Source organism: Halobellus sp. LT62 (genome assembly GCF_037031285.1).
Lineage (GTDB): Archaea > Halobacteriota > Halobacteria > Halobacteriales > Haloferacaceae > Haloquadratum > Haloquadratum salinisoli.
On the sequence record NZ_JAYEZO010000001.1, the window covers coordinates 1,696,853 to 1,711,431 of the forward strand.

Genomic DNA, 14,579 nt, shown 5'->3' on the forward strand with positions numbered 1-14,579 from the left:
GGCCGCAGTTGCGTAACTAAACGCGACCACGTTAGCGTTGTCAACGCTTTTGTTCACGCCCGAACAGCAAACGGGTATGGACCTCCGACTGGACGGCAACGCGGCGCTTGTGACCGCATCGAGCAGCGGCCTCGGGAAGGCCTCCGCACGGGCGCTCGCCGCCGAAGGTGCGAACGTCGTACTCAACGGCAGGGGCGAAGAGCGTCTCGAAGCGGCCGTCGACGACGTCCGCGACGATGCGGTCGCCGGCGCGACCGTCGTCGGACACGCCGCGGATCTGACTGACGCCGACGCGGTGGAGTCGCTCGTCGACCGTGCCGTCGCGGAGTTCGGCGGCCTCGACCACCTCGTCACGTCCGCGGGCGGCCCGCCCGCGAAACCCTTCCTCGAAACGACCGACGAGGAGTGGTACGCGGCGTTCGACCAACTCGTGATGAGCGTCGTACGGACCGTCAGAGCCGCCGAACCGCACCTGCGCGACTCCGATCACGGGACCCTCGTCACCATCGCGTCGGTGAGCGTCAAGGAGGCGGTCGACGGTCTCGTTCTCTCGAACGCCGTGCGAGCGGGCGTTGTCGGGCTGGAGAAGACGCTCTCGAAGGAACTCGCACCGGAGGTCCGCGCGAACGCGGTCCTTCCGGGGACGCACGAGACCCCGCGCGTGGAAGAGCTCGTCGAGCACGGCGTACAGGACGGGACGTACGACTCCTACGAGTCGGGGATCGAAGCGTGGGCCGGAGAGATCCCGGTCGGGCGGATCGGCGATCCGATGGAGTTGGGTCGGACGGTCGCGTTCCTCTCCTCGCCGCAGTCGGCGTACCTCTCGGGCGCGGCGATCCCGATCGACGGTGGCGAGAGCGCGTCGAACCTATGAGCCGGCGCGCACCGCAATGACGCTCCGCGTCGACTGGCGCGTCAGCGTCGGTCTCGTGGGGACGATCCTCAAGTGGCTGTGGGTCCCACTCTCGCTCCCTCTTGCGCTCGCGCTCTACGACGGGACGACGGTTCTCCCGTTTCTCGTCCCGATGGTCGGTACCGCCGCGGTGGGTGCCGGTCTCGAACGACTGCCGGAGACGCGCGATCTACGGGCCAGAGAGGCGTTTCTGATGGTCGCGCTGACGTGGCTGAGCATCGCGCTCGTCGGGACGATACCCTTCCTGATCGCCGGGAACGGCGTCCTCGCAGAGCCGGTCAACGCGCTCTTCGAGAGTATGAGCGGGATCACGACGACCGGCGCGACCGTGATCGTCGACTTCGAGGTGCACTCGCGGGCAATCCACCTGTGGCGCTCGACACTGCAGTGGCTCGGCGGCCTCGGGATCCTCGTGCTCGCAACCGCACTGCTCTCACAGCTCTCCGTCGGTGGCGCACAGCTGATGGAGACGGAGACACAGACGCGGGATCTCAACAAACTGACGCCGCGGATCTCCGAGACGGCCGCGCTCCTCTGGAAGCTCTACGTCGGGCTCACGGGGCTGATGGTCGCCGTCCTCGTCGGCCTTCGCATCGTCGGACTCGCCCCGGAGATGACGGTTTTCGACGCCGTTGCACACGCGTTCACCGCGGTATCGACGAGCGGGTTCTCGCCTCGCAGCGACAGCATCGCGGCGTTCTCTCCGGCCGTCCAGTGGGCCGTCATCCCGTTTATGGCTCTCGGTGCGACGAGCTTCATCCTGATGTACTTCGCTCTGCAGGGAGACTTCTCACGGCTGCGGCGGAGCGACGAGTTTCGGTTCTACCTCACGATCCTGGGGGTGTTTACCGCCGGGATCGCCGCGGTACTCGCCACCAGCGCGTCCCCTCGATTCACCGTCGAGGAGACGGTCCGTCACTCGCTGTTCCAAGTCGTCTCGATCGTGACGACGACGGGCTATGCGAGCGTCGACTTCGACCTCTGGTCGCCCGCGGCGAAGCACCTGCTCTTCGTCGCGATGTTCACCGGCGGGATGGCCGGTAGCACGACCTGCTCGATCAAGGCGCTCCGCTGGCTCGTCGTGCTGAAGGCGTTTCGCCGCGACCTCTTCGTCGCGACGACGCCGAGCGCGATCCGCCCCGTCAGGCTGAGCGGACGGGTCGTCGACGAGGAGACGGTCCGCGACATCTACGCATACACGCTCGTAAGCTTGGTCTTCTTCATCATCGGGACCGTGTTCGTCGTCATCGATGCCTCCCGCGCCCGGGTCGCTGTCACCGAGTTCGAGGCGATGAGCGCCGTCTCGGCGACGTTTTTCAACGTTGGACCCGCGTTCGGCATCGCCGGACCGCTCGCGAGTTACGAGTCGTTCCCGGCGTCGACGAAGCTCGTGATGGTCTTTCTGATGTGGATCGGTCGGATCGAGATCATCCCGGTGCTCGTCCTTCTGACGCCCTCGTTCTGGCGCTCGTAGGCGCGCTGTGAGGCGCTTTGGCACACTCTCGCGGCCACGAATCGGAACTCACGTAACCGTCCATCTCTCAGCCGAGCGTGTGACGGCCTCGACGACTTCGACGGCGACGACGCGTTACGCGCGACGGATGCTCGTGACCGTCTCGCTCGGGTGGGCGCTGCTGCAGACCGGCCGGTATCTCCTCTCGCCGCTCCTCCCGACGATCATCGTCGATCTCGGCATCACCGAAGCGACCGCGGGCATCGCGCTCGCGGTGTTTCAGGGGTCGTACGCGCTCGTCCAGTATCCCAGTGGCGAGTATTCGGACCGCTGGAACCGGACGACGCTGATCGTTCCCGGACTGATCGTGATCGCCGGGGGTTTCGCCCTGTTCGGGCTGACGACCGGACTGGCGATGTTCCTCGTCGCCGCGACGGTCACGGGGATCGGAAAGGGACTGTTCGCGATTCCCTCGCGAGCACTGCTCTCGGATCTGTTCACGACGAACCGGGGTCGAGCGCTCGGAATCTACGCCGCCGGGACCGACCTTGGCGGCCTCGTTTCGTCCGGGATCGCGGTTCTGGCGCTCACTTACGCGACGTGGCGGACGCCGTTTTTCCCCGTCGCTATCGCGCTGGCGCTGCTCACGGTCGCCTACGCGTCGATGACGCGGGAACCGTACGACGTCGGGAGCTCCTCGCTCGAGCTCCGAAGCACGGTGGGTCGACTCGTCCAGAGCGCCCGACAGCGCGAGACGATCCTCGCGTTCTCGCTGTTTTACTTTATGGTCGGCGGCTTCATCAACTTCGCACCGACGTACCTCGCGCAGTCGAAGGGGTTCTCCGAGAGCCTCGCGGGGCTGACGTTCGCCATCGTGTTCGCCGTCGGGTTCGCGGTGAAACCCGCCGCGGGAACGCTCGGAGATCGGTTCTCTCGGCGGGGGATCGCCGTGAGCGGTCTCCTCTTGGCCGCGGTTTCGCTCGTCGCACTCGTCGTGGCCGCATCGAACGTCGCGATCTGGGTCACGGTCGCGCTCCTCGCGCTGGGGTACAAGACGGGCTTCCCGCTGGCCGACGCGATCATCCTCGACGGCGCGCCGTCGGACGGGATGGGCGCGGATCTCGGGGCCGCGCGGGCGATCTTCCTGAGCGCGAACGCGCTCGGGCCCGCCTACGTCGGGATCGTCGCCACGTACGGCAGCTACGACGCCGCCTTCGGCGGGTTCGTCGTCTGTCTCGTGGTCGCGGCGGCACTGTTGTTCAGAAGCCGGTAGACGATCCTCACAGCGACGCCGGTTCCGGAGCCCGCCACGCGAGGACGAGTCCCACGACGGCGAGCAGACCGACGAGGAGGAACGCGACGTCGAACCCCGCGTTATCGACGACCGCGCCGCCGGCGATGGGCGAGAGAAACGCGCCCGCCAGCCCGACGCTCGTCTGAAACGCGACCGCGGTGGCCGCGACGTGGGGGTCGACGACCTCGCGGACGTACGTGAACGAGAGCCCGAGGGTCAACTGGATCGCAAAGCCCGACAGGAGCAGCGCGCCGACTAACAGCCAGATCGATCCGAGATGCGTGAACGCGAAAAGCAGCGGCGCGGCGACGGCGAACGATCCGACGAGCACCGGTTGTCGCCGACCGCCGAACACCCGATCCGAGAGGAGGCCGCTGCTGATCCGCGAGAGGACGCCCACGGCCGGGAAGATCGCCACCACCGCACCGCTCACCGCGAGCGAGAGCCCTATGTCATCGGTGAGATACGACGATCCCCAGCTGTTGATGAACAGATAGAGCGCGTAGCTGAGAAACCCGAGCGTGCCGACGAGCCAGACGGTCCGGTTGCGGAGGACGGCCCCGAAGTCGGCCGCTGAAGGCGCGTCCCTGCGAGCAGCGCCGAGCCCGCGACTCGCCGGCCAGAAGACGAGCAGTCCGACGAGCGCGACGCCGGTGAACGCCACAAAGATCGCTGGCCAGCCGAATCGGGCCGCGATGAGCGGGCCGGTCCCCTGTCCGATCGCGAAGCCGACGGGGCCGCTCGCTGTGAAAATCCCGACGGCGGTCGCGCGGTGCTCGGCGCTCACCGCGCGGCTCACGATGTCGATTCCGGCGTTCCAGACGACGACGTAGGCGACGCCGCCGACCGCCCGCGAGGCGATCACCGACCAGTAGTTCCCGTTTCGTCCGGCGATCCACCCCCAGACACCGGCGACGAACAGCGCCAGTACGGCCAACGCCATCGCTCCCCGCGTGTCAGTCCGATCCAGTAGCGCACCCGCGGGGAGGCTCGCGACGACCGCGGTTCCGAACATAACGCTGACGAGGAGGCCGGCGACCGTCGAACTGACGTTCAGCGACTCCTTGATGAGCGGCGTCACGCTGGCCGGAACGATCTCGTAGGCGGCCAATCCGGTGGACATCAGGCTCGCACCGGCGACGAGGCCGATCGTCCGCCAGTCGGTCGCGTCTCCGCGAGCCGACTCACCCCCGTCGAGTCGAGCGCTTTCGGATCCCGTCGTCATCAATACAGGAACGTGTCTGCTACCGTCTCTAGAAGCCACCGATCGGCCACTAATGGGACGCCGCCGCGCGCTCGACGGGGCGGCAGTTTTGTATCGGCGAGGCGTAGCCCACACTGATGGAACTCGTCTCAGTCGCCGCAGTCGCCGAGAACGGCGTCATCGGACGCGACGGCGATCTACCCTGGGAGAGCATCCCCGCAGACAAGCGTCAGTACCGCCGACGCGTCGCTGACGCGCCCGTCGTCCTCGGCCGGCGAACGTTCGAGTCGATGCGCGAGGATCTCCCGGGCAGCCACCAGATTGTCCTCAGTCGGACCGAACGCGCTTTCGACGTCGACACCGCGTTTCACGCGAGCAGCGTGGACGAGGCGGTCGCTATCGCCGAGTCGCTCGGTGCCGACACGGTGTACGTGCTCGGCGGCGCTGCGATCTACGAACTCTTCCAACCGCACGTCGATCGGATGGCGTTGAGTCGAATTCCGGGGGCGTACGACGGCGACGTGCGATACCCCGAGTGGGAGGAGTCGGAGTGGCGGTTGGCGTTGTCGGAGCAGTGGGACGGGTTCACGCTCGAAGAGTGGGTGCGACGAATCCGATGAAATAGCGAGCAGTCGGGTTGCACTGAGCGAGCCGTATCCTCGGCGTACGGCCACATCTCGATCCCGCGTCGGTTGTCCCGAACTCCCGCCGTGTTCCGACGCGGCTCTCTGTCAGGTCACGGGGGCGTTGGCCGCTCATTAGGATATAAACCTTCGTCGTCCTTTCGATCGCCCCCGGCCCCGTCAGCTGCGTCGCGTCATTCGTCCAATCGCCCCCGGCCCAGTCATCTGCGCCGCGCCGATCGCGCGCCCGCGTCAGGTACATACGAATCGACGTCCAATACCGGGTATGACACTCGAAACGGCCACGTTCGGCGGCGGATGCTTCTGGTGTACCGAGGCGGCGATGAAGGAGCTGGCGGGCGTCGAGTCTGTCACGTCGGGGTACGCGGGGGGCGAGACGGCGGACCCGACGTATCGGGAGGTCTGTTCCGGCTCGACGGGCCACGCGGAGGTCGTGCAGGTCGAGTTCGATCCCGACGAGATCACGTACGCCGACCTGCTGGAGGTGTTCTTCGCGACTCACGACCCCACGCAGCTCAACCGACAGGGCCCGGACGTCGGGTCGCAGTACCGCTCGATCGTCCTCTACCACGACGACGAGCAGCACCGACAGGCCGAAGCCTACGTCGAGGCGCTCGATTCGGAGTACGCCGACGAGGTAGTCACCGAGATCGAACCCCTCGAACGCTTCTGGCCCGCCGAGGAGTACCACCAAGACTACTTCGAGAAGAACCCCTCGGACGCCTACTGCCGGATGCACGCCGCGCCGAAGGTCGAGAAAGTGCGCGAGAAGTTCGAAAAGCTGGTTCGGACGACCGCGTAATTCGGACGACTGCGTAAGGCCGCGTTCTCGCGCGTCGCTACGAGCGGTTCCCGGCGAGTCGCCCCGGGATCCACTCGCCGTCGAAGTCCTCGTGAAGATACGGCTTCGCGTTCTCGCCGGCGTAGGTCGCGACCAACTGCCCGTCGCCTTCGAGGTGGTACTTGTACGTCGTCAGTCCTTCGAGACCGACGGGGCCGCGGGCGTGCGTCTTGCCGGTGCTGATTCCAACCTCCGCGCCGAGGCCAAAGCGGTACCCGTCCGCGAACCGCGTCGAGGCGTTGTGGAAGACGCTGGCGGCGTCGATGCGTCGCATAAACTGCTCTGCGTGCTCCGGCGTCTCGGTCACGATCGACTCGGTGTGCTTCGAGCCGTGCGCGTTGACATGATCGATTGCGTCCTCGAGCGAGTCGACGACCTTGATCGCGAGGATCAGATCGCCGTACTCGGTGTCCCAGTCGGCGTCGCTCGCGGCGTTCATCTCGGTGATCTCGCGCGCCCGATCGTCACCGCGGAGTTCGACGTCGGCCTCGCGGTAGCGATCTGCGAGTCCGGGCAGGAAGTCGGCGGCGACCGACTCGTGGACGAGCAGCGTCTCGACGGCGTTACACACCGCGGGGTACTGCACCTTCGCGTCGAAGGCGACGTCCGCGGCCATCTCGAGGTCGGCGTCGTCGTCGACGTAGACGTGACAGATCCCCTCGGTGTGGCCGAGGACCGGGATCTTCGTGTTGTCCTCGACGTAGCTGACGAATTCGGAGCTTCCGCGGGGCATCAGCAGGTCGACGGCGTCGTCGCGTTCGAGCAGCGTCTCGACGTCCTCGCGGGCCTCGATGAGCTGGGCCCAGCCGTCGGGGACGTCAGCGACGGCGTCGACGATGACGTCGTAGAGGATCCGGTTCGAGTGTGCGGCCTCGCTGCCGCCTTTCAGGATCACGCTGTTCCCGGACTTGAGGCTGAGCGCGGCGATCTGGACCAGCGCGTCGGGTCGGGACTCGAAGACGGTCCCGAGCACGCCGATCGGGACCGCAAGCTTGTACAGTTCGAGGTCCTCATCTAGCCGACGGGCCGCGAGCGTTCGACCCAGCGGGTCCTCCTGCTCTGCGACGCTGCGGACCATCTCGGCGATGCTTTCGAGCTTCGACTCCGAGAGCTTCAGCCGGTCGACGAACGCCTGGGTGTACTCGCCCGCTTCGAGGAGCTCCTCGCCCGCCTCGACGTCCTTCGCGTTGGCTTCGAGGATTGCGTCGCTGTGTGCCTCGATAGCGTCTGCGATGGCGTACAGCGCGTCGTTCCGCGTCGATTCCGAGAGGTTCGCGAGTTCAAGCGCCGCGGACTGTGCTTCCGTCACTTTCGTTTCGGCCGATTTCTCGGTCGTGGTGGTGGGTTCGGTCATCGTTGAGTTGGGTCAGTAGTTGTCGGGGAGCAGTGTGTATCGGTCGTTCAGTGGTCGTTGATCGGGATAAAGATGGTTCCGACGGGCTGTTCGGTGGCGATCCGTTCGAGCACGTCCGGTTCGGTCGAGCGAGCGATGATTGCGGGACGGCCGTGTTCGCTCATCGTCCGTGCCCCCCGAACTTTGGTCCGGATGCCGCCGAACGAGTCGCTGGCGCTGTCCTCGATGATCCGCTCGACCGCGTCATAGTTCCGGCCGACCGCATCGATGAGCTCCGCCTCCTCCTCGTGCTTGGGGTTGCCGGTGTAAACGCCGCCGACGTCGGTGAGCGTCACCAGCAGGTCCGCCCCGATGCCGACCGCGATCGACGAGGAGATCATATCGTTGTCGCCGATGCGGATCTCCTCGGTCGCGACCGCGTCGTTCTCGTTGATAATGGGAACCACGCCCCACTCCAGCAGCGTGTCGATCGTGTTCTTGAAGTTGGTGAACCGATCGGTGTCGTCGAGATCGTGCTCGGTCACGAGAATTTGGGCGACCGTCAAGCCGTAGCGCTCGAAGCTCTCGGTGTACCGGCGCATCAGGTGGCTCTGGCCGATCGTCGACAGGGCTTGAGACTCCTCGACGGTGTCGTCGGGGGCGAAGCCGATCCGGCCCTTTCCGGCACCGACCGCGCCGGAGGAGACTAAAATGACGTCTTTCCCGCGCTCGACGAGCCCGGCGACGTCGTCGACGAGTTTGTCGAGTTTCTCGTCGTCGAGGTTCGACGTCTCGTCGGTGAGCGAGTTCGTCCCGGCCTTGACGACGACCCGTCCGGCCTCAGCGGCGAGTCGGCGCGCGTCGGCGACCTCCGAGGACGTGACGGCCTCGCTCATTTTTCGGCTTCCTCTGCGAGCTCGGCGGAGCGCCGTGACGCGGCGCTCAGCGCGTCGCCGACGACGGCTTCGACGTCGCTGTCCCACAGCACCTCCATCCCTTCGATCGTCGTTCCGCCGGGCGAGCAGACGGCGTCGATGAGGTCCTCGATCGACTCGTCGGAGCGGAGGACCGTCTCCGCGGCACCCTTGAACGTCTGTGCGGCCAATACACGGGCGTTTTCGGCATCCATTCCCTCGTCGACGGCCCGCTTTTGCATCGCGCCGATGAGGTAGAAGACGAACGCGGGCCCACTGCCGTTCAGCGCCGTGGCGACGTCCATCAGGTCCTCGTCGATGACGACGAACTCGCCGAGATCAGAGAGCATCTGTTCGACGTTCTCGTCGGGGGCGTCCCAGGCGACCGCGGCCGCCATATTGCGCGTTCTCGCCGCGAGGTTCGGCATAATGCGGACGACCGTCGCCTCGGTTTCGGCCTCGACGACGGCCCGCGAGACGCCTGCAGCGATCGTGACGAGCGTCTGGTCGGCCCGAAGGTCGAGGTCTTCGAGCACCAGCGGGACGATGTCCGGCTTGACGGCGACGACGACGACAGACGAGTCGCGGACGTCGTCGATATCGGTCGTCGTTCGGTCGGCGTACTCCTCGATCCGCTCGAAGGCGTCGGGGTCCACGTCGTACGCCGTGATCCGGTAGCCTCCGGCCTGTGAGAGCCCCGCGATGATGGCTCCTCCCATATTTCCGCTGCCGATTACGCTGACGTCGATCATCTTAGTTACCTCTACGCGTCTGGTTCGATATACGAACTTTGGTTTTCAGCCGGGTTCTCGGCGGGGTCGGCCGACTGTCTCCCAGCGAGCAGTAGCCACCCGAGAACGGGCATCTCGTCCGTTTCGCTCGGCATTGCTAAGATATTCAGTAGTTGTGTTCAGTGGATTCATTCAGTGATGAATATTATTGTGTGAAAACGGGTCAGCCAGCGAATTGGACCGGAGTGATCCCGAAGCCGCCGCGAGTGGTGACAATATCGGGCCCGAAGCACGTACGCCGTGTCGCGCGTGCGAAAGCACGAACCGCAAAAATGACTAAAACTGTATAAATATATTTAAGTTATATTTTGTCGCTCCCAAACTCAGTATATTTTCTAATACTACGTGAACAAGGTAGATATTGCTTTTATATGCGTTTTAAATAACAAAATAAAGTCATAGTTGATATTGAAAAAGCAACTTAATACAGTATATCTAAATTTCCCGTTATATTGGGATACGGTAAAAAAAACGGAACCGTCGGAACGATGCGAGCGTCTCGGTAGCGCTACGGGGAACGGATATCGATCTCTCGGTACCGCTCGCTCGCCGCCTTCGGGACCGTGATCTTACAGACGCCGTCGTCGAAGACGGCATCGATTTCGTCCATCTCGACGTCAGTCGGGAACTGGATCACGCGGTCGATCTGTACGGTCCGCTCGTTGATCAGGACGTTCCGGCCGTCCTCGATCTCCGAGGGTCGAGTCGCGCTGACGTGGAGCGTCCGCGGATCGCCCTCGAGTTGGATCTCCTCGGGCTTGAATCCCGGCAGATCGATGAACACCCAGATTTCGTCCGTGTTCTCGATGAGATCGATCGAGGGCGTCGGAGCCATCGGGAGCCCACCGACAGCGGACCCCGGGGCGGTCTCCATCTGCGGTGACGGGGTCAGCGCCTCCGGACCCGCCGATTGCGGCGACTGGCCCGATACCTGTTCGGTCGACCAGCCCCTCGATGGCGCGTACGGTGCTTGTGATCCGTAGGGTTCTGAAGACATCTTACTTACGAGAGTGACCCCGATTGGAGCCGGGGAATGCTCTGTTCGATAGAACCGTTCGTCTGTTGGATCCGGCTCAAGACCTCTTGGATTTCGGGTTCGTTGGAGTGCTGCTGGAGCTCTCGGCTCGCGCCTTGGATGGTCCGCTGGAGTTCTCTGGCGGCTCCAGAAGCGAACGGCGAGTCGCGCAGCATGAACTCCTTGGTCATCTCCGCGCAGTCGTGGACGTCCTCACAGGCTCGCGCTGCCGATCCGTTTCCGCGCTGTGTGAGTCGCGTCTTCGCCCAGTCGAGGACGTTGTTGAGGTGGTTCACGTCCTCGATGGCGGCCCGCACCTCCTGTGGGACCGACTGCTCGTACTGGCTGCCGAGGAGCATCGTCTGTTGCCCCGCCGTCGGGCTCCACTCGGAAGCGCCGGGCTGCTGGCTCGACTGCTCGAACTGACCCGATAGTCCCTGTCCCGGTGTGCTCTGTCCGTACTGTCCCAACGTCTGTTGGGTCTGGGCGAGCGGAATCTCGGACGGCTGGGTCTGCATCGCCGCACTGGGCTGTGCCTGCGTCGACGAAGACCGCTGTTGCATCGCCGCAACGGGGCTCACTTGGACCGGCTGTGATCCCGATTGTGACGTCCCTGAGACCGATTCAGGCGTCTGCATCGCTGCGCCCTGCGACTGGGATCCTGCCGGCTGTTGCGGCGCGAACGACTGCGGCTGGATCGCTGCGGGCGGAGAGTACTGCTGTGTCCCTTCGGACGGCCGGGACTGTTGCTGTGCTGTCTGTGACTGCCCGGAGGGAGACTGTGCTGGCTGCTGCTGCGGCTGCCCTCCCTGTCCCTGTTGTCCCGAGATCGACTGCCGCGGTTGCGACTGCTGTGACGGCTGCTGTCCGAACGACTGCTGGGACGGCTGCTGTCCGGACTGGTAGCCACCGGCAGTCGCTTGCCGACCATACGGCTGCGATTGCTGCTGCGGCTGCTGCGATTGCTGCTGCGGCTGCTGCGATTGCTGCTGCGGCTGCTGCGATTGCTGCTGCGGTTGCAGTTGTTGCGGCTGTTGCGGCTGCTGCTGCGGTTGCAGTTGTTGTGGCTGCTGCTGCGGCTGCTGCGATTGCTGTGTCGGCGGCTGTTGTGGTTGGGTCTGTGCCTGTTGCGGTTGCGCCGGGGACTGCTGTGGGTGCGTCTGCGGCTGTTGGGTGTACGCCGAGATCGGCTGCTGGGGTGATTGAACTGGTGCCTGTGTGGGCTGGCTCCCTTGTGTCTGTGTGGGCTGCGCCTGCACGGGCTGCCCCCCTGCGGGCTGCTGTGACGGCAGCTGCTGATACTGGCTCTGTTGCTCCACTGGTGACGGTTGTGGTTGGTTCGGATCTACCATAGTCATTCCCCGAGGGTGACCCCGGGACAGAAACAGCGTTGATCTGGAACCAGTATTGTAATTCAGTGTGTATTCAAAATTCCGGCAGCCGTACTGAGAAGCCCGTTCACGCGTGGTTTCGCCTATTTCACGTGAAGGGAGAACTTACCGGTCGGGGGCGAGTCGCCGGCGTCGTCGGATACACCGAAATTACTGCGAACGTGACACAGACTACCCGTCAGCGAATTTATGCCACCGAACCGACGAACCGCGCCTCCCGACCAATCCTCGAAGCGAACGTTCGGACCACTTCGATAGCGGGGCCAAGGCTGTCTTCGACCGAGAGACGTACCGGGGTTATCCCCATCTGGTGACGGCGAGTGCGCCGGCGAACAACGCGACAACCAAGACGGAGAGGCCCGGATTCGGTCCCCGCCACGAGGAGTCCGGCGCGGAGGTGGACGGTTCTGCGGTCTCCGTGTCCGGAGACTCCGGCGTCGAGGTGGCAGTCGTCGGTGGGTCGGCCGTCGCCGTGGGCGTCGGTTCGAACACGGTGACCGTTCGAGAGACGTTGTGTTCGGCCGCGCCGACGGTGACGTTTAGCTCACCCGTCATCCAGACGTTGCTCCGATACTGCAGTTCGACCGTCGACGATCCGTTCTCGGCGACATCCGTTCGCTGTTCGTCGATGAAGTGACCGTCGATCGTCAGCCGAACGGGGACTGTTCCGGAGATATCGCCGACGTTGCCGACGGTCGCGTCAACGATCAGTGGCTCTCCTGCGGGCACTCTTTCGGGAATATCGACCGACTGTACCTCGAATTCGGGTTCGGGTTCGACGAACTCGACGCGCTCGCTCACGACGTCGTCGGAGGTGTTCGCCGTGATACGGTGCGCTCCGGCGTCCTCGATCGACGTGTTGAGTTCGGTCGTCACCGTCTTCGAATCCCCTTCGGGCAGTTCGATGATGGTTTCGTTGACGGTGTCGCCGTCGAGGGTGAACCAGACAAGTTTCTCGCCGAGATCACGACCGGTGTTTTCGACGGTCGCGTTCATCCTGAGGGTATCGCCCGCGAGAACCGATTCTTCGACGTGCATATCAGTGATCTGGAAGTGGGGGTGTCCGTCGGATCCGGTGGGCCCTCCGGAACTGCCCCGCGACGTGCGAGTCTGCGCCGGCTCTTCGATTGTTACGGTCTCCGTATACCGATCGTCCGGTGTATCGACTCGCAGCGTCCAGTCCTTCGCGTTCTCGCTCTTGCTGACGTACGTGAGCGTTACCGTCTCCGACTCGCCGGGAGACAACTGGAATTCAGCGTCGTCCTTGTAGTACTGGTCGAGGTGGAACCACACCTCCTTTTCCCCGGTTTCGTTACCCACGTTTTCGACGGTAACGGTTACTTCGACGGTCTCACCGGCCTTTATCGGCGTGTTTGTCTCCACCTCTTGAATCTGGAAAAACGGGCCGATTCGCTCCGGCTCGGTCTCGTTCTCCGCGACCTGTAGGTGGACCTCGGACGCACCGATGTCTGCTGGGGCCGCCACGGCGACGCCGACGCCGCTTGCTCCCGCCATCGCGAGCACGAGCACGCACCCGAACAGCGCAGCCCAACCGAACAGCTCCGGTCGTGATATGTTGACCATACGAATGAGATTCACGTCCGTACCGCAATAGTATACATTCGATATCTGATATATGGTGGTCCTACGCAGAATTCGGTGAGTCTATCCACGTCGGGTGCCTATCTCCGGTAAGGCTAACAAAATCGGGGAGTAGAAAGCGTTTATTCAGCTAAAGCGGGAAGATTCCCGGACAGGTGGAAAATAGCGTCTTACGTGTTCTCTCCCAGACACCGGTATGGTGCACACGCACCTCAGTAGACGGCAGTTCGTTGGTACAGTCACCGCCGTAACCACCGTTGGCCTCGCAGGCTGCGGTGGCGACGGAACCGGAAACGGTGGAGAAGACGACAGCGGCGGGACCGAGGAGACGAACGGTTCCCCGACAACGACTGAGACGGACGCCCCCACAGAGACTGAGGCCACGACAGAGGCCGAAGAAACGACGACCGAAGGCGGCGATGGCGACGCACTCGTACGCGTGGTGCACGCCGCGCCCGACGCGCCGAACGTCGACGTCTACGTCGACGACGAGGCCGCGCTGAGCGACGTCGCCTTCCGAAGCGTCAGCGAGTACCTCTCGCTCGCGGCGGGGTCATACCAAGTGCAGATAACCGCCGCGGGAGACCAAGAGACGGTCGTCTTCGACGACGAGGTCGAGGTTTCGGAGGGATCGGCGACGTCACTCGTCGCGCTCGGCGAACTGGAGGCCGAGACGTTCGAGGTCCAGGCCTTCGAGGACGACGTCTCCGCCGCGGGCGCGGAGGAGTCTCGAGTCCGTGCGTTGCACGCGTCGCCTGACGCTCCGGCGGTCGACGTCGCCGTCGAAGGCGAGGAGGAACCGCTGATCTCCGAACTCGCGTTCGGCGAGGCCAGCGACTACGCCACTGTTCCGTCCGGCGCATACACCCTTGAGGTCCGAGCCGCCGGCGAGAGCGAAGCTGTCGCCTCCTTCGACGTCGAACTGGCGTCGATGACCGGCTACACGGCGTTCGCTATGGGGTATCTGAACCCGGACGAGGCGGCGGCGGACGAACCGTTCGACCTCACACTCGCGACCGACACGGTCGAGAGCGAAGCGACTGCGACCGCCAACGGAACGGAGATGACCGAAGAAACGACTGCAGCCACGACGGAGTAGCGGAACAGGGAGACCCCACTAGCGGAATACGGCTATGGCAGTGGAGAGACGCGACGGCTGCGGAACGCTCGTTTGTGGGGGCTTT

14 protein-coding genes are annotated in these 14,579 nt (G+C 64.5%); 7 read left to right on the plus strand and 7 right to left on the minus strand.

The features are described 5' to 3' along the window. Nucleotides 1-76: 76 nt before the first annotated feature. From U5919_RS08255 to U5919_RS08265, 3 genes are all read left to right on the plus strand, one after another. Nucleotides 77-874: an SDR family oxidoreductase gene (locus U5919_RS08255; RefSeq protein ID WP_336023475.1), complete on the plus strand. Its 798-nt coding sequence runs from the start codon at nt 77-79 to the stop codon at nt 872-874. 16 nt (nt 875-890) lie between these two features. Then, entirely contained in the window at nt 891-2,387 is a 1,497-nt protein-coding gene (locus U5919_RS08260) for a TrkH family potassium uptake protein (RefSeq protein ID WP_336023478.1), read from the plus strand. A 127-nt stretch (nt 2,388-2,514) separates the two neighbouring features. After that, nucleotides 2,515-3,639 carry an MFS transporter gene (locus tag U5919_RS08265; RefSeq protein WP_336023890.1) on the plus strand — a complete coding sequence of 375 codons (1,125 nt, stop codon included), beginning with the start codon at nt 2,515-2,517 and terminating at the stop codon, nt 3,637-3,639. 7 nt (nt 3,640-3,646) lie between these two features. On the opposite strand, the gene U5919_RS08270 is transcribed toward U5919_RS08265, so the two are convergent. Beyond that, nucleotides 3,647-4,885, minus strand: coding sequence for an MFS transporter (locus tag U5919_RS08270; protein ID WP_336023480.1), 1,239 nt, complete (start codon nt 4,883-4,885; stop codon nt 3,647-3,649). A 116-nt stretch (nt 4,886-5,001) separates the two neighbouring features. On the opposite strand from U5919_RS08270, the gene U5919_RS08275 reads away from it, so the two are divergent. Both U5919_RS08275 and msrA read left to right on the plus strand, forming a co-directional pair. Further along, nucleotides 5,002-5,484: a dihydrofolate reductase gene (locus tag U5919_RS08275; protein WP_336023483.1), complete on the plus strand. Its 483-nt coding sequence runs from the start codon at nt 5,002-5,004 to the stop codon at nt 5,482-5,484. A 289-nt stretch (nt 5,485-5,773) separates the two neighbouring features. Beyond that, the gene (gene msrA / locus U5919_RS08280) at nt 5,774-6,310 is read left to right on the plus strand and encodes a peptide-methionine (S)-S-oxide reductase MsrA (RefSeq protein ID WP_336023485.1); all 537 of its coding nucleotides are present in this window, start codon (nt 5,774-5,776) and stop codon (nt 6,308-6,310) included. A 37-nt stretch (nt 6,311-6,347) separates the two neighbouring features. On the opposite strand, the gene U5919_RS08285 is transcribed toward msrA, so the two are convergent. The 5 genes from U5919_RS08285 to U5919_RS08305 all read right to left on the minus strand — a co-directional run bounded on the left by U5919_RS08285 (nt 6,348) and on the right by U5919_RS08305 (nt 11,040). After that, nucleotides 6,348-7,703 (minus strand): glutamate-5-semialdehyde dehydrogenase, encoded by a 1,356-nt coding sequence (locus U5919_RS08285; RefSeq protein WP_336023486.1) that lies wholly within the window; start codon nt 7,701-7,703, stop codon nt 6,348-6,350. A 47-nt stretch (nt 7,704-7,750) separates the two neighbouring features. Further along, nucleotides 7,751-8,578 carry a glutamate 5-kinase gene (proB, locus tag U5919_RS08290; protein ID WP_336023488.1) on the minus strand — a complete coding sequence of 276 codons (828 nt, stop codon included), beginning with the start codon at nt 8,576-8,578 and terminating at the stop codon, nt 7,751-7,753. Then, nucleotides 8,575-9,348, minus strand: coding sequence for a pyrroline-5-carboxylate reductase (gene proC / locus U5919_RS08295; RefSeq protein WP_336023490.1), 774 nt, complete (start codon nt 9,346-9,348; stop codon nt 8,575-8,577). Before proC ends, proB begins: the two co-directional genes overlap by 4 nt. 547 nt (nt 9,349-9,895) lie before the next feature. Then, a complete protein-coding gene (locus U5919_RS08300; RefSeq protein WP_336023492.1) occupies nt 9,896-10,222 on the minus strand; it encodes an Hsp20/alpha crystallin family protein in 327 nt (108 codons plus the stop codon). Between the two features lie 167 nt (nt 10,223-10,389). Continuing rightward, a complete protein-coding gene (locus tag U5919_RS08305; protein ID WP_336023494.1) occupies nt 10,390-11,040 on the minus strand; it encodes a hypothetical protein in 651 nt (216 codons plus the stop codon). A 303-nt stretch (nt 11,041-11,343) separates the two neighbouring features. On the opposite strand from U5919_RS08305, the gene U5919_RS08310 reads away from it, so the two are divergent. Then, nucleotides 11,344-11,604, plus strand: a complete 261-nt coding sequence (locus U5919_RS08310; RefSeq protein WP_336023496.1) for a hypothetical protein — start codon at nt 11,344-11,346, stop codon at nt 11,602-11,604. Between the two features lie 486 nt (nt 11,605-12,090). On the opposite strand, the gene U5919_RS08315 is transcribed toward U5919_RS08310, so the two are convergent. Continuing rightward, nucleotides 12,091-13,377 carry a CARDB domain-containing protein gene (locus tag U5919_RS08315; RefSeq protein WP_336023498.1) on the minus strand — a complete coding sequence of 429 codons (1,287 nt, stop codon included), beginning with the start codon at nt 13,375-13,377 and terminating at the stop codon, nt 12,091-12,093. Between the two features lie 214 nt (nt 13,378-13,591). Between U5919_RS08315 and U5919_RS08320 the strand changes: the two genes are divergently transcribed. Further along, nucleotides 13,592-14,494 carry a DUF4397 domain-containing protein gene (locus U5919_RS08320; RefSeq protein ID WP_336023500.1) on the plus strand — a complete coding sequence of 301 codons (903 nt, stop codon included), beginning with the start codon at nt 13,592-13,594 and terminating at the stop codon, nt 14,492-14,494. Nucleotides 14,495-14,579: the final 85 nt, after the last annotated feature.